The 19,460-nt window shown below is 55.2% G+C and carries 20 protein-coding genes; all 20 read left to right on the top strand.

The window, feature by feature from the left end; genetic code table 11:
- Nucleotides 1–46 precede the first annotated feature (46 nt).
- The 20 genes from F463_RS0105375 to F463_RS0105275 all read left to right on the top strand — a co-directional run bounded on the left by F463_RS0105375 (nucleotide 47) and on the right by F463_RS0105275 (nucleotide 19,373).
- Nucleotides 47–1,771: a type I secretion system permease/ATPase gene (locus F463_RS0105375; protein WP_051082021.1), complete on the top strand. Its 1,725-nt coding sequence runs from the start codon at nucleotides 47–49 to the stop codon at nucleotides 1,769–1,771.
- A complete protein-coding gene (locus F463_RS0105370; RefSeq protein ID WP_018986031.1) occupies nucleotides 1,768–3,486 on the top strand; it encodes a type I secretion system permease/ATPase in 1,719 nt (572 codons plus the stop codon). Before F463_RS0105375 ends, F463_RS0105370 begins: the two co-directional genes overlap by 4 nt.
- On the top strand, nucleotides 3,477–4,826 hold the full coding sequence (locus F463_RS0105365; RefSeq protein WP_018986030.1) for an HlyD family type I secretion periplasmic adaptor subunit: 1,350 nt from the start codon (nucleotides 3,477–3,479) through the stop codon (nucleotides 4,824–4,826). The genes F463_RS0105370 and F463_RS0105365 overlap by 10 nt, the downstream gene beginning before the upstream one ends.
- The gene (locus F463_RS0105360; RefSeq protein ID WP_018986029.1) at nucleotides 4,826–6,316 is read left to right on the top strand and encodes a TolC family outer membrane protein; all 1,491 of its coding nucleotides are present in this window, start codon (nucleotides 4,826–4,828) and stop codon (nucleotides 6,314–6,316) included. Before F463_RS0105365 ends, F463_RS0105360 begins: the two co-directional genes overlap by 1 nt.
- A gap of 25 nt (nucleotides 6,317–6,341) precedes the next feature.
- Complete coding sequence (gspG, locus tag F463_RS0105355; RefSeq protein WP_018986028.1) at nucleotides 6,342–6,767, top strand: type II secretion system major pseudopilin GspG; 426 nt, start codon at nucleotides 6,342–6,344, stop codon at nucleotides 6,765–6,767.
- A 22-nt stretch (nucleotides 6,768–6,789) separates the two neighbouring features.
- A complete protein-coding gene (locus tag F463_RS0105350) occupies nucleotides 6,790–7,983 on the top strand; it encodes a type II secretion system F family protein (protein WP_018986027.1) in 1,194 nt (397 codons plus the stop codon).
- A 101-nt stretch (nucleotides 7,984–8,084) separates the two neighbouring features.
- On the top strand, nucleotides 8,085–9,785 hold the full coding sequence (locus F463_RS0105345) for a GspE/PulE family protein (RefSeq protein ID WP_018986026.1): 1,701 nt from the start codon (nucleotides 8,085–8,087) through the stop codon (nucleotides 9,783–9,785).
- Nucleotides 9,766–10,680, top strand: a complete 915-nt coding sequence (locus F463_RS0105340; protein WP_018986025.1) for a hypothetical protein — start codon at nucleotides 9,766–9,768, stop codon at nucleotides 10,678–10,680. Before F463_RS0105345 ends, F463_RS0105340 begins: the two co-directional genes overlap by 20 nt.
- Nucleotides 10,661–11,173: a hypothetical protein gene (locus tag F463_RS0105335; protein WP_018986024.1), complete on the top strand. Its 513-nt coding sequence runs from the start codon at nucleotides 10,661–10,663 to the stop codon at nucleotides 11,171–11,173. The genes F463_RS0105340 and F463_RS0105335 overlap by 20 nt, the downstream gene beginning before the upstream one ends.
- Nucleotides 11,161–11,724, top strand: a complete 564-nt coding sequence (locus tag F463_RS0105330; RefSeq protein ID WP_018986023.1) for a hypothetical protein — start codon at nucleotides 11,161–11,163, stop codon at nucleotides 11,722–11,724. The genes F463_RS0105335 and F463_RS0105330 overlap by 13 nt, the downstream gene beginning before the upstream one ends.
- A complete protein-coding gene (locus F463_RS0105325) occupies nucleotides 11,721–12,215 on the top strand; it encodes a hypothetical protein (RefSeq protein WP_018986022.1) in 495 nt (164 codons plus the stop codon). Before F463_RS0105330 ends, F463_RS0105325 begins: the two co-directional genes overlap by 4 nt.
- Nucleotides 12,212–14,179, top strand: a complete 1,968-nt coding sequence (locus F463_RS0105320; protein ID WP_018986021.1) for a hypothetical protein — start codon at nucleotides 12,212–12,214, stop codon at nucleotides 14,177–14,179. Before F463_RS0105325 ends, F463_RS0105320 begins: the two co-directional genes overlap by 4 nt.
- A 21-nt stretch (nucleotides 14,180–14,200) precedes the next feature.
- Nucleotides 14,201–14,674: a prepilin-type N-terminal cleavage/methylation domain-containing protein gene (locus F463_RS0105315; protein ID WP_018986020.1), complete on the top strand. Its 474-nt coding sequence runs from the start codon at nucleotides 14,201–14,203 to the stop codon at nucleotides 14,672–14,674.
- Nucleotides 14,664–15,050 (top strand): type II secretion system protein, encoded by a 387-nt coding sequence (locus tag F463_RS0105310; RefSeq protein WP_018986019.1) that lies wholly within the window; start codon nucleotides 14,664–14,666, stop codon nucleotides 15,048–15,050. Before F463_RS0105315 ends, F463_RS0105310 begins: the two co-directional genes overlap by 11 nt.
- Nucleotides 15,037–15,531, top strand: a complete 495-nt coding sequence (locus tag F463_RS0105305) for a type II secretion system protein (RefSeq protein WP_018986018.1) — start codon at nucleotides 15,037–15,039, stop codon at nucleotides 15,529–15,531. Before F463_RS0105310 ends, F463_RS0105305 begins: the two co-directional genes overlap by 14 nt.
- 201 nt (nucleotides 15,532–15,732) lie before the next feature.
- Nucleotides 15,733–16,371, top strand: coding sequence for a MotA/TolQ/ExbB proton channel family protein (locus tag F463_RS0105300; RefSeq protein ID WP_018986017.1), 639 nt, complete (start codon nucleotides 15,733–15,735; stop codon nucleotides 16,369–16,371).
- Nucleotides 16,372–16,375: 4 nt separating this feature from the next.
- Nucleotides 16,376–16,789, top strand: coding sequence for an ExbD/TolR family protein (locus F463_RS0105295; protein WP_018986016.1), 414 nt, complete (start codon nucleotides 16,376–16,378; stop codon nucleotides 16,787–16,789).
- A 6-nt stretch (nucleotides 16,790–16,795) separates the two neighbouring features.
- Entirely contained in the window at nucleotides 16,796–17,605 is an 810-nt protein-coding gene (locus F463_RS0105290; RefSeq protein ID WP_018986015.1) for an energy transducer TonB, read from the top strand.
- 257 nt (nucleotides 17,606–17,862) lie between these two features.
- The gene (locus tag F463_RS0105280) at nucleotides 17,863–18,384 is read left to right on the top strand and encodes an RNA polymerase sigma factor (protein WP_018986013.1); all 522 of its coding nucleotides are present in this window, start codon (nucleotides 17,863–17,865) and stop codon (nucleotides 18,382–18,384) included.
- Entirely contained in the window at nucleotides 18,384–19,373 is a 990-nt protein-coding gene (locus F463_RS0105275) for a FecR family protein (protein ID WP_018986012.1), read from the top strand. Before F463_RS0105280 ends, F463_RS0105275 begins: the two co-directional genes overlap by 1 nt.
- Nucleotides 19,374–19,460 lie beyond the last annotated feature (87 nt).

The following is a 19,460-nucleotide window of genomic DNA, read 5'->3' as shown; positions in this document are numbered from 1 at the left end:
TCTTTGGGTGAGTAAGTTGTCGCAATCTGAGAGCATTAAGCAAGTCATGTCCGAACTTTGGCCCGCATGGCGCAAAGTATGGATGTTTGGCATCGTGACGCATTTGCTGATCCTGGTGCCTTCCTGGTACATGCTGGAAGTGTACGACCGCGTGATTAACAGCCGCAATGTGTCTACATTGCTGATGCTAACGCTACTGGCTACCTTCGCCTATTTGGTGATGGAAGGGCTGGAATGGCAACGCCGACATTTATTGCAGGCTGCTTCAAGCCACTTTGAAACCGAGTTGCAGCAACGCCTGTTCGAGCGTGTGTTTACCGCTAAATTGGCGATGCCGGAATTTCCGGCACAACAAGTCTTTTCCGATTTTTCTACCCTTAAAAGTACATTGCATTCTTCAGCGTTTTTAAACCTGATGGATGCGCCTTTTTGCCTGATTTTTTTAGTGGCCGTATTCCTGATTCACCCGGCGCTGGGTGTGTTGACCTTACTCGGGCTATTGATACAACTGGTACTCACCGTGCAGAACCAGGCACGCGTAGCACCCATGATGAAACAGGCCAATGTGCATGCACTGGAATCCCAGCGTTATTTTGCCAGCATCAGCCGTCATGGCGATGTCATGCAGGCCATGCACATGATGGTACCGGTGGAGCAGCGCTGGTTAAAAAGCCAGCATGGTTTCTTGTGGCAGCAGACACTGGCCTCTGAATTGGCTGGCAAGAATTCAGCCGTTTCCCGCTGGTTGCAAACCTTGCAAACCAGCCTGATCCTGGGCTTGGCCTGCTACCTGTTTATTGCCGGTGAACTGTTTAATGGCGGCGCCATGATGATTGTGGCCTCTATTCTGGCCTCCAGAGTGCTGGCACCGCTGGTGCAATGTGTGGGTCACTGGAAAACCTATGAGCAGGCCTGGACCGCCTATCAGCGCATAGACAGCTTGTTTGCCGGGGCTGCGGCAAAAGCAGACGGCTTGGTATTGCCCCCACCAACAGGTGAAGTGACGGTGGAGCAACTGGCTTATGCGATCCCGAAGTCAGGCAAGGCACAGGCTGATGCTTTTATCCGCCAGGTGCATTTCAAACTGCCTGCCGGAAATGTGCTGATTGTGGCCGGCGCTTCCGCCTCTGGCAAAAGTACACTCGCCAAATTGCTGGTGGGATTGTTGCCGCCCAGCAGTGGCCGCGTGCGCTATGACGGGGTGGATGTCTACAGTTGGGATAAAACCAGGCTGGGCCCGCATATTGGTTACCTGGCGCAAGAGGTCGAGCTGTATGACGGCCGCCTGATAGATAACATTTGCCGATTCCAGGCACCTGATCCGGCGGCGCTCACGGAAGTGCTGGAGTTGCTGGGTTTGTCGGATTGGGTACAGCAGCTGCCAGAAGGGTTGAACACACATATTGGTCAAGCCGGCATGATGCTCTCAGGCGGTGAGCGCCAGCTCATCGGTCTGGCACGCGCCTTTTACGGCAAGCCGCGCATTGTGGTGCTCGATGAGCCAAATGCCAACCTGGACACAGGCGCGGAGCGACTGTTGCAACAGGCCATTGCCCGCCTCAAGCAGCAAGGCACCACATTTGTGATTGTGAGCCACTTGCAGCATATCCTGACTATTGCTGACTGGATGCTGGTGATGGTACAGGGCCAGATGATCCGTTATGGCAAACCGGCTGATGTGCTGGCGAGTTTCCAGGCCCCTGCGGCCAAAGAGGCCATGTCTCAAGCACCAATCGCTCCGGTGCCAGCGGCAAAGGTGGCCCAAACATGAGTGTTTTGCAGAAAATCGCATTATGGCCGCTGGTCAAAGCGTTCCGCCAGCAGTTTATCCATATGGCCTGGCTCAGTTTACTCACCAATGTACTCATGCTCGTCCCCACGTTGTACATGCTGCAACTCTACGACAGGGTGATGATGAGCAGGAACACCATGACACTGGTGGCCATTACCCTGCTCACGGCAGGCTTGCTGCTGCTGATGGCAGGGGCCGATTGGCTGCGTAACCTGTATGCGATCAAAACAGGCGTGCAACTAGATCTGAGCTACGGCAAGCAGGTATTTTCTGCGGCATTCAATCCGCGCACGCCGCCGCAGCAATCGCCAGTGCAATCCTTGCAGCAGTTGACCACGATCAGGCAGTTTCTAACCGGGCAAGGGCTGTTTGCCATGCTGGACCTGCCCTGGAGCGTGGTCTATATCGCTGTGCTGTTGACCTTGCATCCGCTGCTAGGGCTGACGGCGGTGGTGTTCTGCCTGATCCAGTTTGGGGTGGCTGTATGGAACCAGTCCGTCATTGCAGAGCCAGCACAACAGGCGCAATCGGCCAAGCAAACCACCGAAAACTTCATCCAGAAAAAAATTAGCCACTTGCAAACCAGCCATGTGCTGGGGATGTCGCACACCTTGCGCCAGCGCTGGCAGGCATTGCTCGCCGAACAATCCAGCGCGGAGCGCATATGGCTGTCCGCCAGTGACCGTAGCCAGTTTGTGAATAAATGGGTGCGCTATACCATGCAGTCGCTGATGCTGGCAGTGGCGGCCTGGTTGACGATTAAAGGGGATATCAGTGTCGGTTCCATGGTGGCTTCCAATGTATTGATTGCCCGAGCCTTGCAACCGTTTGATGTCATTGTGCATAGCTGGCGGCAGTGGTTGCAAGCCAATGATGCAGCAAGTGATTTGCAGGCATTGCTCACCAGCGCCAGGCAAACGGATGCAGCCCATGTGCCCACCCAGGCATTGCAAGGTCCTTACACCCTCCGGCTCAAAGGCATGGGCGTGACGCTGCAGTCACGCCGTATTCTGCATGCGCTGGATTTAACGATTCCGCCTGGTCGATTGCTGTGCATTATGGGCCCCTCCGGTTCCGGTAAAAGCACGCTGGCGCGGCTGCTCGTGGGTGCAGTGTTTCCCACGCAAGGCGGGTATCAAGTCAACCAGACGGTGATCCATGCTGGCAATGCCCGTGCTGCCATGACTAGCGTGGGTTATTTGCCGCAGCAGGTGTCACTGCTTGAAGGCACTATTGCCGAAAATGTCGCCCGGTTTGGTGAACTCAACAGCCAGCATATTATTGAGGCCTGCCAGCGCGTAGGCTTGCATGAAGCGATTTTACGTTTGCCACAAGGTTACGATACCCGCCTCGATGAACAGGGATTGCCCTTGTCTGGCGGGCAGCGCCAGTTGCTGGGGCTGGCACGCGCCATTTATCAAGAGCCTGCCTTGCTGGTGCTTGATGAACCGAATGCTAGCCTGGACGAGTTTGGCGAAGCCAGGTTGATGCAGTTGCTGCAAGCCCTCAAAGAAAAGCAGAAGACCATTGTCGTGGTCTCACACCGTTCTGGGGTGCTCAAGGTCACCGATGACTTGCTGGTGCTCAAGCGTGGCGAGGTGGTGCATCACGGCCCGCGAGACGCTGGCATTGTCTACCTGAACCAACTGAATGCCACTGCAACAAGCGTCACCACGGAGTCTCCATGTCCTTAACCCTGCCTCAACCTGTTCCCGATAATGTGCACGCGATTGAAGCGTATGCGCATCACACCGGCCATACCCGCAAGGGGGCATTCATTGTCCTGGCCGGGGTGATCGGGTTTGTGCTGTGGGCAGCGTATGCCCCGTTGGACGAAGGCGTGCCTACCGAGGGGCAGATCAGCGTCGAAAGCAATCACAAGGTGGTGCAACATTTGAGCGGTGGCATCGTGAGCAGTTTGCTGGTGCATGAAGGGCAGCAGGTGAAAGCGGGCGATCTGTTGTTTAAGTTAGATGAACAAGCCAGCAAGGCGCGCTATGAAGAAGTGCGCCAGCGCTATGCTGGCTTGCGTGCGCAAGAAGACCGCTTGCGTGCCGAGCAGTTACACCGCACGGTGATTGATTTTCACCCGGACCTGCTCAAGCTGCAAAACGACCCGTTGATCCAGCAACAAATGCGCAACCAGAGTCAGTTACTGGCGGCGAGAACGTCAGCCCTGGCCGCCGATATTGCCGGTAAACAGGAGTCGATTGCTGGCTACCAGGCCATGATCCAGGGCTATCAGGGCATGCTGGCCAGCCATGAATCACAGCTGACTTTGTTGGAGGAACAACTGCAAGGTATTCGTGCCCTGACGGGGGAAGGTTATGCCCCGCGTAACCAGCAAAATGATCTGGAGCAGCGGGTGGCTGCTTTGCATGGTGAGCGCGCCAATACCCAGGCCAATATCATCCGTGCGCAGCGTACCATTCTTGAGTTGCAGCAGCAGATCAACCAGCGCAACCAGCTGGAACGTAAGGAAATGGATGCCGAGATGGCGCAGGTCAAGTTGCAAGTGGAGGCCGATGCGCAAAAACTGGTGGCCTTGCGCGATGAGCTGGGTCGTACCGAGATCCGCTCACCAGCTTCTGGGCAAGTGGTTGGTTTGCAGGTGCATACCGTGGGCGCTGTGATCCAGCCCGGGCAAAAGCTCATGGATATTGTACCCTCTGGTGAATCGCTGATTATTGATGCGCAGATTCCGCCACACCTCATCGACAAAATCCACGCCGGCCAGGCGGCCGATGTCCGCTTCTCGACCTTTTCCAATAGTCCGCAATTACTGGCCGAAGGCCGCTTGAAGTCGGTTTCCAGTGACTTGCTGACTAAACCGGCGGCGACCGTGGAAGGCAGCCAGAGCTATTACCTGGCCAGGATCGTGTTGACCGATAAAGGCATGCAAGCCTTGCAGGGCCGCCAGTTGCAGCCTGGCATGCCAGTGCAGGTGGTGATTAAAACCGGCGAGCGCACGCTGTGGGATTACTGGATGCATCCGTTGAGCAAGCGGTTGGCGGCATCGATGAAGGAAGAGTAATGGAAACACGTTCTCAGTGGCTACGCAGGCAAATTACTGCGTTGCGCGGTACTCGTAATCCTCATGTACAACTACGTACATTCCGGTTCCTCCGCTCCGTGCGCCTTGCACTTTCTCCTGCTCGCTCACTGCTTCAGGGCTTCCTTATGCGTTTGCATCCTTTCTTCAAAATATGCCTGATAGCGATGATGATTGGCTGTGCTTCTGCACATGCCCTCGAAGACCTCAATGGCCTATACCAGCTGGCGATTAACCATAATGCCGATTACCGCGCAGCATTGGCCAATACCGAGGCCGAGCGCGAAGAGCTGACCAAGGCCAAGGCCTTGTTTTATCCCAAGGTGAATCTTGGCCTGATGCGGGGCCGCGGTGTGACTGACCGCACAACGCAAACCAATTTGGGTTCCTTCAACAGCAACCTTAACTATGAGCTGGAGAATTACAGTTTTAGCGTCAAACAGCCATTGTTCAATAAAGAAACCATGGCGATTTACGGCGGTGCCAAGTCCTATGTCAGCGCGCAGGAGTCTTTGCTGGAACAGGAAAACGCCAAACTGATTCTCAAGCTGGTGTCAGTCTACCTGGAAACCCTGTATGGGCAGGAGCGTGTGCGCTTGCAGCAAAGCAAGGTGGACGCCGTGAGCCAGCAGTTGCGTCAGGCCGAGCAGCGCTATCAGCGCGGTAGCGGCACGGTGGTCGAGGTCAGCGAGGCACAAGCTAACCTGGATGTGGCCAAGGCAGAGCAGATCCAGGCAGAAAATGATCTGCTTTCCAATCAGCAAAGCCTGCAAATCCTGACGGGCGTCGCTCAGCCACTCTCTGTTGAATTGGTGGTGGATGGCTTGAACCGGTTTACTGGCGCGGAATATCCGATTGAGCGCTGGCTGGACCTGGCGCGGCAGAATCACCCGGAGTTGGCTGCTGCCACGTTGGAGGTGGATGTGGCGAGAAAAGACATCGAGAAGAAACAGGCCGGGCACTACCCCACGCTGGATTTGGTAGGCGTGCGTTCCTATAGCCAGAATGACAGCAATAACACCTTGGGGTCGCGTTTTGATACGACCACCATTGCCCTGCAGATGAATGTGCCCTTGTTTGCCGGTGGGTATGTCAGCGCCAATGTGCGCCAGAGTGCCAGCCGCCTTACTGCCAGTGAAGAAACCATGACGGCCAAATCACGTGAGATTGAGTTCAATGTGCGCAAGTATTACCAAAGCCTGCAGGCGCAGCAACAATCCATCTCGGCTTACCAGCAGGCGGTGCAATCAGCCACGGTGGCACTCGATGGCACACAAAAAGGTTTTCTGGCCGGGTTCAAGACCAACCATGAGGTGCTGGATGCCCAGCAAAAACTGTTTTCCAACCGGCTGTTATTGACCAAGGCCTATTACAGCCTGATCAGTGACTGGGTCAATTTGCAGTTCAGTAGTGGTTTGCTGTCGCTGGAGGCACTCAATCGTGTCAGCCAGGTGTTTGTGTCAAAAAAATAGAGGGGTTGAAAAGGTGATCTATAACATGAAATCAGTGTGTATAAAGTGCAAGCAGGCCGGGTTTACCTTGCTTGAGTTACTGGTGGTGATGGTGATTATCGGCTTGCTGGCCGGCTATGTCGGCCCCAAGTATTTTGCCCAGATCGGCAAATCGGAAACCAAAACCGCCAAGGCGCAAATTGAGGCTTTGTCACGTGCACTGGACACCTATCGGCTGGATACAGGGCATTACCCGACCACTGAGCAAGGCTTGGCCGCGCTTAACCGCCAACCCGATGGCGAGGCCAAGTGGCAGGGCCCTTACCTGGCCAAAGGGGTGCCTGCAGACCCATGGGGGCGGCCTTATTTGTACCGTTATCCAGGCGAGCATGGCGATTACGATGTGTGGTCACTGGGCAGTGATGGCGCCGCGGGCGGCCAGGATGCGGACAGTGATGTGGGTAACTGGTAACCCACTTTCGTGAGCCGGTACGATGAAGTTTGAGCTGAAAGTATTGCAGGGCACACAGGTGAGCTGGTTGTCAGTAGAAGCGACTGACCGGCAGTCAGCGCTGCACCAGGTGCAGGCGCAAGGGTATGGCGTGTTGCAGGTACGTGCTGCGCGCGCAGGCAATTGGTGGCCACAATGGCCGCTCAAGGCCCAGAGCTTTAACCTCAGCTTGTTTAGCCAGGAGTTGTTGGCGCTGCTGGAGTCTGGCCTCAGCCTGATTGAAGCCATTGAAGGCCTGGCCGAAAAAGAGCAGCAGGACCATGCGCGTGCGGTACTGGCAAGGTTGCGTACTGCACTCTATGAAGGCTTGCCTTTGTCGCAGGCGCTGGCATTGCAGCCCTCGGTATTCAGCCAGCTGTATATCGCTCTGATCCGTGCCAGTGAGCGTACCGGTGACATGGTGCAGGCGCTGCGCCGTCATGTGGCTTACCAGGCACAGGTCGATGCGATCCGTAAAAAAATCATTTCGGCCTCGATTTACCCGGTATTGCTCATAGCCGTGGGCGGGCTGGTGGTGCTGTTCCTGCTGGGATATGTGGTGCCACGCTTTAGCAGCATTTATGAAAGTGGTGGGGACAAGCTGCCATGGGCCAGCCAGATGCTGTTGCGCTGGGGGCAATTGCTACAGGGGCATGGCGAGTGGGTGTTGCTGGGCACATTAGGGATAGGCCTATCCCTGTGGCTGGTATTTTCGCGCCCCGCCAGCAAGGCCTGGGTCATGCGGCGTGTATGGCAAATCCCCAGCCTGGGAGAAGCGTTACGTATTTACCAGCTGGCCAGGTTCTACCGCACGCTGGGCATGTTGTTACAGGGAGGAATTCCCTTGCTGACTGCCCTGGGGATGGTGCAGTCTCTGTTACCGCAAGAATTGCAGCTGGCCTTGCAACGCGTGATCACCGACGTACGCGAAGGCAAACCACTGTCTGGGGCCATGGAGATGCATGGACTCACCACCTCGATCGCCAACCGCATGTTGCGCGTGGGCGAGCGTAGCGGGCAGCTGGACGAAATGCTGGGGCGCATTGGTGTGTTTTACGACGAGGAAACGGCGCGACGGGTGGAGTGGTTAAGCAAGCTGCTGGAGCCTGCACTGATGGTATTGATAGGCCTGATTGTGGGCCTGGTCGTCGTATTGATGTATATGCCGATTTTTGAATTGGCGGGCGCGATTGAGTAAGCGCGCCCCAAGAGATAAGTTGCAATTGAGTAATCACTGCTCAAAGACGGAAGTGAACGTGCATTCCATGAAAGAGGTTGTGACGTGAAAAGGACTGGCGCATGAATATGCAGGACTTGCCATTACCTGGTAACGACGTGCCACCGCTGGCTGCGGAGTGGCTGCCGCAGGCACGGCAGTTGTCCATGCAGAGTGGGCGGCCGCTGATGGAGGTGCTGGAAGAGCTATCCGGCCTGGCGCCCGATGTATTTGTGCTGGCACTGGGGCAAACGATGCATTACCCGACGCTGACAGCACTCGACTTGCACGCCATGCAGCCTATGTTTGAGCTGTTGCGCTTTGCCGACGCCAGTAGCCAGCATGCCGTGCTCATGCAAAAAGACGACCAGTCACTGCATATGGTGATTGCTGACCCGTTTGATGAGCCCTTGCAAATACGGTTGCAGAATAAGGTGCGGTTACCGGTGCAATGGTGCCTGGCACACCGCAACGATATTGCGGCCTGCCTGCAGTTTCATGAGGCACAGATGCGTGCACTCGACCAGGTGCATCCCAGCGACGCGACAAATAACGAAGAGGAAGCGCCGGTGGAAGAGCTGTCACTGAAATCCATCAGTGAAGACAGCAGCCCGGTGGTGCGTTTTGTGCGCTCTACCTTATACGATGCCCTCAAAGCCGGGGCCAGTGATATCCACCTCGAATCCACCATGCAGGGCCTGCGCGTCAAGTACCGCATCGATGGCGTGCTCAATGAAGTGGGCGGTCTCAGTGGCGTGATGCAGGCCGAGCAGGCCATTTCCCGGCTCAAGGTCATGTCCGAACTTGATATTGCCGAGCGCCGTATCCCGCAGGATGGCCGCTGCAAGGTGCATGCGCTGGGCCGCGAGATAGACTTGCGCGTGTCTATCATGCCCAGTGTGGTGGGCGAAGATGCCGTGTTGCGTGTGCTGGACCGCAAGGCCCTCAGTGAGGCACAGGGTATCAGCCTGGAGGTGCTGGGCTTTGCGCCGCATTTGCTGGCACAAATCCGTGCCCAGGCAGAAGCGCCTTACGGCATGCTGCTGGTGACCGGACCGACGGGCAGCGGTAAAACCACCACCTTGTACGGCATGATTTCCGAGATCAACCAGGGACAGGACAAGATAGTCACCATTGAAGACCCGGTCGAGTACCAGCTGCCTGGCGTACTGCAAATCCCCGTCAACGAGAAAAAAGGCCTGACTTTTGCGCGCGGCCTGCGTTCGATTTTGCGGCACGACCCGGACAAGATCATGGTGGGTGAAATCCGCGATGGCGAAACGGCGCAGATTGCCGTTCAGTCGGCGCTCACCGGCCACCTGGTGTTGACGACGGTGCATGCCAATAATGTGTTTGATGTGATTGGCCGGTTTACCAATATGGGCGTGGATGCTTACAGTTTTGTCTCTGCCGTCAATGTGATCCTGGCGCAACGGCTGGTGCGCGTGATCTGCCCGTTTTGCAAGGCAGATGACCAGCCTGATGAGGCCTTGCTGCTCAAGTCCGGTTTGAGCGCTGAGACCACTGCGCATTACCGCTTTAAAAAGGGACAGGGTTGCGGCCAGTGCCATGGCAGCGGTTACAAGGGCCGCAAAGGCATTGCCGAGCTGTTGCTGTTTGATGACCGTATGCGTGAACTGATTGTGTCCAGGGCCCCCATCAGCCAGATCAAGGCACTGGCAGCCACTACAGGCACGCGTTCCATGCGTGAGGCCGGGCTGGCGCTGGTCGCGGCGGGCGAAACCACCTTGCAGGAGATCAACCGTGTTACATCATTATCCTGATCCAGGTGTGGATTGCCGCTGGCGTGATAGCCAGCGCTGGTGGCAGGCGCTGACTGCACCCGAGTTACGGCTGGTCATCAGTTGTGATGAACTCGAAGTATTCTGGTTTACGCGGCAAGGACTACCCAATTTCACCAGGGAATTACTGGATCACCAGCGCTATGCTTTGCCTGGCAACGGTCAGGACATGCTGCCACCAGAGGCCTTGTGGCAAACGTTGGATACTGTGCTGTCGCCATTGGCAGGCGTGTACTGGCACGTGGTGGTGGTAGTGTCCAACCAGTATGCGCGTTGGCTGGTGCTGCCGTGGCAGGCGGAGCTCCGCTCACAGGCAGACAGGGAGGCTTATTATCTTCATGGCCTGCAGCAGGCCTTTGCCAGCGATATGCAGGACTGGCAGGTGCGCGCGCAGACAGGTGGTTATGGCCAGGCAACGCTGGTGAATGCTCTGCCAGCCGCCCTGAGCGAAAAGGTGCAGGCGGTACTGGCAGAACATCATTTATCGCCCGGCGTGATCGTCCCGGCCTGGGTGTTGTCGGTCAACCAGGCTTTGTATAGCCAACGCCAGCAGAGACGCTCGGCAGATGGCTGGATCGTTTGCCGGGAGTCTGGCCTGTTAACCATAGGCTGCCTGATGCAAGGGGCGTGGCAACAGGTTCGCCAGCTGCCTGTCGGGCAGCAGTGGCAGCAAAGTCTGGTGCAGTTACTGCAACGCGAACTGGTGGTACATCCTGAGCATGCAGGCTTGCCGGTGTACCTGCCCAAGCTCAATGGTTTGATGCAGGCTTCCCTGGCTCCTTTTGAGGTGCTGGATATCCTGCCTGCACACGGGCTCGGTGAAGCGTTCAATCAATCCATGCGCAGGAGAATGGCTGATGCAAGCCCTGCAGTTTAATTATGCACAGGGCCGCCTGCCAGGGCCTGTGCCCTTATTGCTGGGAGTCATGCTGGCAGTTGTACTGGCCTTGTTGGCTGCCACTTATCACCGCTTTGCGCTTGAGAATGCCGCCTTGCAGCAACAATGGCAGGCACGCCAGTCCACATTGGCTGCCAGGCAAACGGTCAAAAAACAGGTGGTGGATCCTGCACTGGCGGCTGAAATGGCTGAGGCGCAATTGCATATCCAAACGCCCTGGTTACCCTTGTTGCGCGATCTCGAACAGGCCCAGCAAAGCCAATTGTACTGGCTGCAACTGGCCCCGGATGCCAAACGCAAGCACCTGCGCATGACCGTGTTGGCACATCAGCGTCAACAGGGGTGGGCACTGGTGGAGCGCCTGAAAAAGCAGCCTGGTCTGGCTGATGTCAAGCTCAATGCCAGTGAAGCCAGCGAGGTGAACGGCTTGCACATGACGACCTTGCATCTGGAGGCCACATGGAAATATTAGCGTTAACCGCGTGGCAACGGCTGTGGTTTGCCAGCCAGCAACTTGTGTTGCGTCACCGCTGGCTGACAGGAATGGTATTGCTGGTGGTATTACTCACCGGCCTGGTGCTGCAAGCCTGGTGGCAACAGCAGTCATTGCAGCAGCGGTTGCAATCATTGCCTGCGCCAGTCTTGATGTCAGCCGATACAGCCAAGCCTGTGCAAACGTATCAGTCCAATTCAACCGTCATCTTGCCAGACTGGCCTGGCGAAGCCGAAGCTGAAAGCATCAGTGCCGACATCCTGAGCGAGGCAGATGCCATGGGCATGATCTTCGAACGGGCAGAGTTCCAGTCACTCCCGGTGGCGCATGCCCGTTTGCAGGTGCAACGCATTAAATTGCCGCTCAAGGGCGAGTATTTGCAGGTGCGGCAGTTTTTGCGCCAGGTGTTGCAACGCTATCCCAGCCTGGCACTCAGCCAGTTCAAATTGCAGCGCACAGATGTCATGCAGCCAGTCATAGAGGCGCACATAGAGTTCAGTTTGTATACCCGCAAGGGAGGCCAGCCATGACACAACGCTGGTGGATTTGGGCGGCGCTTGCAGGCACTTTGCTGGCCTGCTGGTGGGTGGAGCAGGCCGAGCAGCCTGAGCAGGTGGTGGCAACGGACAGTCCGGCGCATGCTGTGAAACGCCGTATGCCTTTGGCCCAGGTCATGCCTGCACTCAAGGTCGCAGAAGCCCCAGCGGTCAACCCTGACACGCGATTAGCGCTGGCAGAGGATCCTGGTGTGGATTTGTTTGCTGTGCTGGAGATGCCTCCGGACATCGCTGCGGAGTCAGTGGCGCCAGAAGCGGTGAATCCATACACCTATGCCGGCCGCTTGCAGGAAGAGGGGCGCTGGGTGGTTTTTTTGACCGATGGCCAACAACAATATGTCGTGCATGAGGGTGACCACTTTGCCGAAGGCTGGCGGGTGGCGGTGCTAGACCAACAGAAAGTCGTGCTGCAACATGCAGCCGAGCGCTTTGAAATCAGGCTGGATAATGGGGTGGTGTTTTGAATAAAAAAGTCAATCATAAACATTGGGTATGGGCCTGCGCACTGCCCTGGCTGGTCAGTTGCAGTAGCTTCAGCCCTGCCGGATTGGGGCCTGAAAACCCGGCTGGCGATGCCACCCTGGAACAGGCCAGGATTTATGCGGCACGCGGCCAGGATGAGGAAGCGATCAGGCTTTTGCAGCCTTTGGTAGAAGCCAACCCGCGGCAGCCGCAATATAAAAACTGGCTCAGCCTGTTGCAGGAGAAAAAACTGCAAAAGCAGCTGCAACAAGCCGATAGTTTGCTCGCCTCGCAACAATACGATGCGGCCAGCGCCATGTATCTGCAGGTGTTGCAAGAGGCGCCGAATAACCGTGCCGCCAGTGATGGCGTGCAAAAGGTGCAGTCAGCACGTCAGCATTCAGCACAGATTGAACAGGTGAAAATGGCGATTGCCGCTGAAGACTGGGCCGGTGCCGAGTTTGGCTTGCGCAGTATCCTGGCCGAGCAGTCTGCGCATGTCGAGGCGCGGCAATTGTTCGAGCAACTGGAACAAAAGAAGAACGAAAAAAGTAGCGTGGTACGGCCATTACAGTCTTCGCTCAAAAAGAAAGTGACGCTGGAACTGAAAAACACCCCGGTCAAACAGGCATTTGAATATATTGGTAAGGCGGGCAACCTGAATTTTTCGTTTGACCAGGAGCTCAATGAAGGCATACGCGTCAATGTATTGTTGCGCGATACACCGATAGAACAGGCGCTGGAGGTGATCCTGACCAGCCATCAACTCGGCAAGAAAATATTGAACAGCAACACGCTGCTGATTTACCCGCAAGCTCGTGCAGCCCAGTACGAGGAGTTGTTTGTGCGCAGTTTTTACCTGACGCATATGCATGCCAAGCGTGCGCTCAATATGATGAAAACCGTGTTGCGGGCTAGCGATGTCTATATTGATGAAAAGCTCAATACGCTGGTGATCCGTGACACCATGGACCGCATCAAAGTGGCGGAAAAGCTCATTGCCTCGCAGGACCTTAATGAACCTGAAGTCATGCTCGAAGTGGAGGTCATGGAGATTAACCGCCGTAACCTGGAAAACCTGGGCATCCAGTATCCAAGCCAGATCGGCGTAGGGGTACAGGGTAATGCGGCAGGTAGCAGTAACGGCACCCAACCTCAAGCCGGCAAGCTGACCCTGACCGAGTTACGTAACTTCAATGGCAACCTGGGCGTATTTACCATCAATGATCCCGCCCTGGTACTGAATTTGCTGCATCAGGATACCGATACCAACCTGCTGGCCAGCCCCAAAATCCGCGTCAAGAACCGTGACCGCGCCAAGATTCATGTCGGTGACAAAATTCCGGTCTTGACCAGTGTCGCCAGTGCGCAGGGCTTTGTCAGCCAGAACGTGAATTATATTGAGGTCGGCATCAAGCTGGATGTGGAACCGGTGATCCAGATGCAGGACCAGGTCAGCATCAAGGTGGGCATGGAGGTCAGCAATATCACTGACCAGGTCACCACCAGCTCGGGCGTGCTGGCTTACACCATAGGCAGTCGCAATGCCAATACCACCCTCCAGCTGCGCAATAATGAAACGCAGATACTGGCTGGCCTGTTCCGTGACGATGAGCAGAAAACCCGGCGTAAAGTGCCCGGTTTGGCCAACCTGCCCCTGATCGGCAGGTTGTTCAGCAACAACAACCAGGATAAGCGCAAGAACGAAATTGTGTTGCTGATCACGCCACGCATCATGCATAACCTGAGTCCGGCCAGTTCGGTCTACAGCCTGATTCCATCAGGGATTGCTGCCACGGCCAATCCGTTGGGTGCTGGTGGCGCACGGACGGTTCAGGCCAATGAACCTGTGCCTGCAGCGCCTGCAGTGACGCCGCAAACCACGCAAAGCAATAATTTGCGTAACGACAGCGGGTTTGCCGACCAGATGATGAATGGGACCGATCCCGGTGCGGTACAACCATAGCGTGGCAGGCAGGTATTGGTGATGGGGAAACGCTACACTCGAGGGTTCACTCTGGTCGAGTTATTGGTAACACTGGCCTTGCTCGCCTTGCTGGTGACCTCAGCCAGTCCAGTCGTGCAACTCAATACCAAGCGCGAAAAAGAGCGTGAGCTCAAGCGTGCCTTGTGGCAAATCCGCGATGCACTGGATGCCTATAAAGACGCGGCGGACCAGGGGTTGATCAAGAAAACAGCCGATGGCAGTGGTTATCCGCCTAGTCTGGTAATCCTGGTCAGCGGTGTTGAAAATGCCCAGGATCCCAAAAAGAAAAAACTGTTTTTTTTGCGGCGTATCCCGCGCGACCCGTTTGCGGCCGACGTGGGCCAAAGCAATGCCGAGACCTGGCGTATCCGTGCCTATGATGGTGCCATCGACGAGATGGCCAAAGATGTCTATGACGTGTCCTCGCGTTCGCCAGCCATCGGCATCAACCAGCAACCTTATAGTGAGTGGTAAGTTGATGAAACGCGGATTCACCCTGATTGAAATGCTGGTCGTACTAGCGATCCTGGCCATGCTGCTGACCATCGTCACGCCCAAGTTTATGCATATGCTGCAACGTTCCAAGGAAACCAGCCTGCGTCATGACCTGCTGACCATGCGCGATGCCATCGACAAGTTTTATAGCGATAAAAACCGTTACCCCGACACGCTGGATGAGCTGGTCGAACGGCAATACCTCAAAGCCATTCCGCCCGACCCCATCACCGAGCGCACAGACACCTGGGTGATTACACTGCCACCTAATATAGACGAGCAGGGCAGTGTGTTTGATGTGCACAGTGGCTCGGCATTACTGTCCGAGGACGGGACGCCGTATGCGTTGTGGTAAGCCTTTCTGCAGTGGCTTTGTATTGATCGGCATGTTTATGATGATCATGCTCAGTGGTCTGGTGATGGCGCAAGCCAGCATGCGCTGGCAAACCCAGGTGCTACGTGAACGTGAGCAAGAGCTGATTAAGGTTGGACTGGCTTATCGTGACGCTATTGGCCGCTACTACAACCAGACGCCTGGCGTAGTCAAAACCTACCCGCCTACGCTGGAAGCCCTGCACGAAGATACGCGCTTCCCCACGGCACGCCGTCATTTGCGCAAGATGTATCTGGACCCCATCACGCAACGCGAAGGTTGGGGCATTGTAGAAGCCCCCAGTGGCGGCATCATGGGCATTTACAGCTTGTCAGACAAGCCGCCTTTTAAAACCAAAGGCTATCGCGGCAACCTTGAGCATTTGAATAACAAGCGCTATTACGGCGAGTGGTATTTTGTCTATGTGCCACCACCCATCAGCAGTAACGCCGCAAGCATGTAGTTTCCTTTTTTATCGCTAATTCACTGCTTTTAGCTTCTTTTTTAGGCATATGTGTAAAGTTATGTTAATGACATCAGGCTTTTAGCTCTCCCAACGATTAAACAATTGAGAGGGAGTGAATAGGAAACTTTCCCTAATTTTTCGGGTTATTTTCCTTGTGTTTAAAAATGCCCGGGTTGAACGTGACTGACGGAGTGAATTGTGGATTTGGTACCGGATATTGTAGATGTTGTGTTGTATTTGCTGGGCGGGTTATCAGTCCTAGTATGGTCCATCATTCTGTTTAAGGGTTGGGCTTGGTACAGGTCAGGGGGCGAGTCTAATCAATTCCTCACCGAGTGGCAGCATGTTAAAACCATTTACGAGTTGCCCAAATTGATTGCGCACAGCAACAGCAGCTTTGCGCGGTTGTGTGATGCAGGTATGCGGGCCATGAACGAGGCGATGGCCAACTCTGTACTTCGCAGAAATGAGCGCCAGGAAGTGATTTTGCTCTCACTCAAGCAGCAAGCCTACCTGGAGCAAAAGCGCATGGATGGTGGCGTGGCCATCTTGGCCAGCATCGGTTCTACTGCGCCCTTTATCGGCTTGTTCGGTACTGTGTGGGGCATTATGAACGCGCTGCGTACCATTACAGCGACCGGTTCTGCTGGCCTGGATGTGGTGGCTGGGCCGATTGGGGAAGCTTTGATTGCTACAGCCATTGGCATTGCCACTGCAGTCCCCGCCGTGCTGGCGTACAACTACTTTATGCGCAAGCAGAAGGTGCTCAGGGCTGAGATGGAGCAGGTCGCCAGCCGTTTTCAATCGCTGCTGACACAATCTGGCGCGGAGGGTTAATACCATGGCCATGTTTAGTGAAAGTGAGAGTGAAGACTTAGTGAGCGAAATCAACGTGACGCCGCTGGTCGATGTGATGCTGGTATTGCTGACTGTGTTTATCGTCACAGCGCCGTTGCTGATGAATGCCGTCAAGGTCAAGCTGCCGCAGGCCAGTGCCGAGGTGGCGGTGACGGTGCCCAAAACCGCGCATATCAGTGTGACAGATACCGGGGATGTGTTCCTGGACCAGAAAAATATGCCGCTTGATAGCCTGACTACAGAGTTGGGGACGTTAAAGCAAAAGCATGATCCGGCGGTAGAAATTTATGCCGATGAACATGCGCAGTATGGCATGGTGGCAAAAGTGCTGGCAGCGATACAGCGAGCAGGCATCAGCAAGTTCAGTTTTGTCATGTCGCCAGAGTCCCGGAAATAAATTGGCATGACCACCCTGATTTATCCTCAAGCACACAATGACTCACTGCTTTGGCGAGCAGTGGCAGTGTCGCTGGGGTTGCATCTGCTGGTGGCGATGATTTATCCAAAATTGAGCCAGATTACATTGCCAGCTATCCCCGAGCGCATGGAAATCGAGTTTTTTTCGATCAAAGCCCCTGCGCCTGCAGTACAACAGGTTTCGCCGCCGGTGGAGACTCCCAAACCTGCGGAACCACCAAAAGCGGAACCCAAGTCCGTGGTAAAGCCAGTGACACCCGTGGAAACACCCAAGCCGGTGCTGGCGACGCCTAGTCACAATGACTCGGATTACCGTGTGCAGGAGCAGCCTGTGCAGCCGCCAGCCAAGGTTGAGCCTGCCCCGGCCCCTGCTACCAGCAATACAGCCGACACTGCGCCGCATACATCAGCGACAAGCAGTGAAAGCACTGCCAAAGAAGCCAAACCAACGGCGGCTCCGGTGGCCACTTCCACTGCAGAAACAGACGAACTCAGTGCGAGTGACAATGATGCCTGGGGTGACTATGGCGAGCAGTTGCGCTCGCTGGTGAATAAAAGCAAACAATATCCGCCGATCGCCATCCGCCGTCATCTCGAAGGTGAAGCGACTGTGGTCGCGCAGTTTGTAAAAGGTGAGTTGGTGAATGTGTCACTGGCAGATAGCAGCAAGCATGTGCCGCTGGATGAAGAAGCCATGCGCATGGTGAAAAAGGCGATTGCCCAACTTGGCGTGAAAGACAGTTTAAAAAAGAAAAGCTTCAAAATAACAATACCAGTCGCTTTCAAGCTGGAGTGATCCGTTCGCGGTTTCCCGAAGCCAGGCGTTATTTAGAAAGTATATCCCTCACTTTCGCTCAACGGTAACGTCTGTTCTCTACCCCCTGTGGTTTGCCATTCTTTCCTCCGGCAAAACATGGGGGATTTTTTTACATGCTGGATATGGTTGATATCAGCCATGTTGGTGGTTGATAAGCATCAATATCAGATGCAGGTTCGCGCATAGCAAGTAAAAGCGTGCATGATTTGGTGGCACACATTTTGCCAATAAGGAGCATGGATAAAACAATGGTTTGGTGTGGCATTAATCTGCAATGGGCGTATACCGATTTGCTCAGTTATATACGCTTTAAGGTTGCGTGTCCGCACCTGGCCAAAGATATCCTGCATGATGCCTTGATCCGCTATACCATTTCCGGCAGTGCCAACAAGGATGCCGAGCCGCATGCCTACATGCGTAGCATTGCCAAAAACCTGATTGTGGACAGCTATCATCACGCACAACGGTTTGTTTCCCTGGAAGCTGAAATAGGTCTTAACCGCGAATGGCTGGATACGCCAACCTTGTCCGTGGAGCAGCTCAGTGACATCAAGCAGCGGCTGGAGATGATCCAGCAGATTCTGGAACAACTACCACCACGTTGCCGCCAGGTGTTCTGGATGTACCGCGTAGAAGGGCATACTCAAACCGAGATTGCGGCGGCGCTGGGCATTAGCAAAAACATGGTCGAGCGTCACGTGATGCGTGCCATCATTGATTTAAGCAGTGCACGCGAGCTCATAGAGGCAAACGTGTGATGAGCCACAAGCACGAGGACATGATCAGGCAAGCGGCGGCGCGTTGGTATGTGCGTATGCGTGAAGTCGCGCCAGACTCCCCCGAGCGGACGACCTTTGAAGTCTGGTTGCTGTCAGACCGCAGGCATCAGGCGGCCTACCAGATGGTTGAAGCCACGATGGAAGACTTTAGCTCTACCGCCAGGCTCAAAGAGCTCTCTAATGCGCTCTCGCAAAAACTCTATTTTGAGCAAACAGCCCGCCGCAAAAAAATCTCCAAACTGGGCTCTGGCCTGGCCGTGATGCTTGTCTGTGCAGGCTTGGGCCTATTAGGCCGCACGCAATATATGCAGTGGCAGGCTGCGCCACTCTCCAGCGAGGTGCAAACCACCGCTGTCGCACAAATGCTTAAACGCACGCTTGATGATGGCTCGGTCGTCACGGCCAACGCCAATAGCGCCATGGAGATTGTGTTCTACCGCCATCAGCGCCTGGTGAAACTCAGCCGTGGTGAAGCCATTTTTGAGGTCACCAAAGACCCAGACCGCCCATTTGTGGTTGAAACTCCGCAAGCCAAAGTCACCGTATTGGGCACGCGTTTTGCCGTCAACCAGCTCAGTAAAAAAGTACGTATCAGTGTCGACCATGGCCGCGTACAGGTAGCCCGTGCAGATGGCAGCGAGCAAGCAGTCATCCTGCATAATGGTGAGGTGGCCGAGATTGAGCCAATGAGCGCACCGCACAAGGTCAACCGCAATGCGGCGGATAGCTTCAGCTTTACCAGTGGCCGCATCATTTTTGACCGTGCCGATATGTTTGAAGTCGCCGATACCTTGTCGCGTTACCGTAACCCAACCGTCAAGGCCATGTTCTTTGGCGATCAAACGCCTAAAGTCAATGCGGTCGTTAAAGTCGCTGAGGTTGAAAGCTTTATTCAAACCTTGCCGCAATCACTCCCGGTGAGCTTGAAGCGAAAAGACAATGCACTGCAGATCGAGCCTAAACGGTAGTACTTTACATTTCTTTTAAGTCACGTATATCAGGCATTTTGCCCGCCCGCCAGTTACATGTTTAACAAGACCTGTAATTGACGGACG

The sequence above is a fragment of the Methylophilus methylotrophus DSM 46235 = ATCC 53528 genome, from assembly GCF_000378225.1.
Taxonomy (GTDB): Bacteria; Pseudomonadota; Gammaproteobacteria; order Burkholderiales; family Methylophilaceae; genus Methylophilus; species Methylophilus methylotrophus.
The sequence above is the reverse complement of the archived record's forward strand: the minus strand, read 5'-3'. Positions and strand labels throughout refer to the sequence as shown.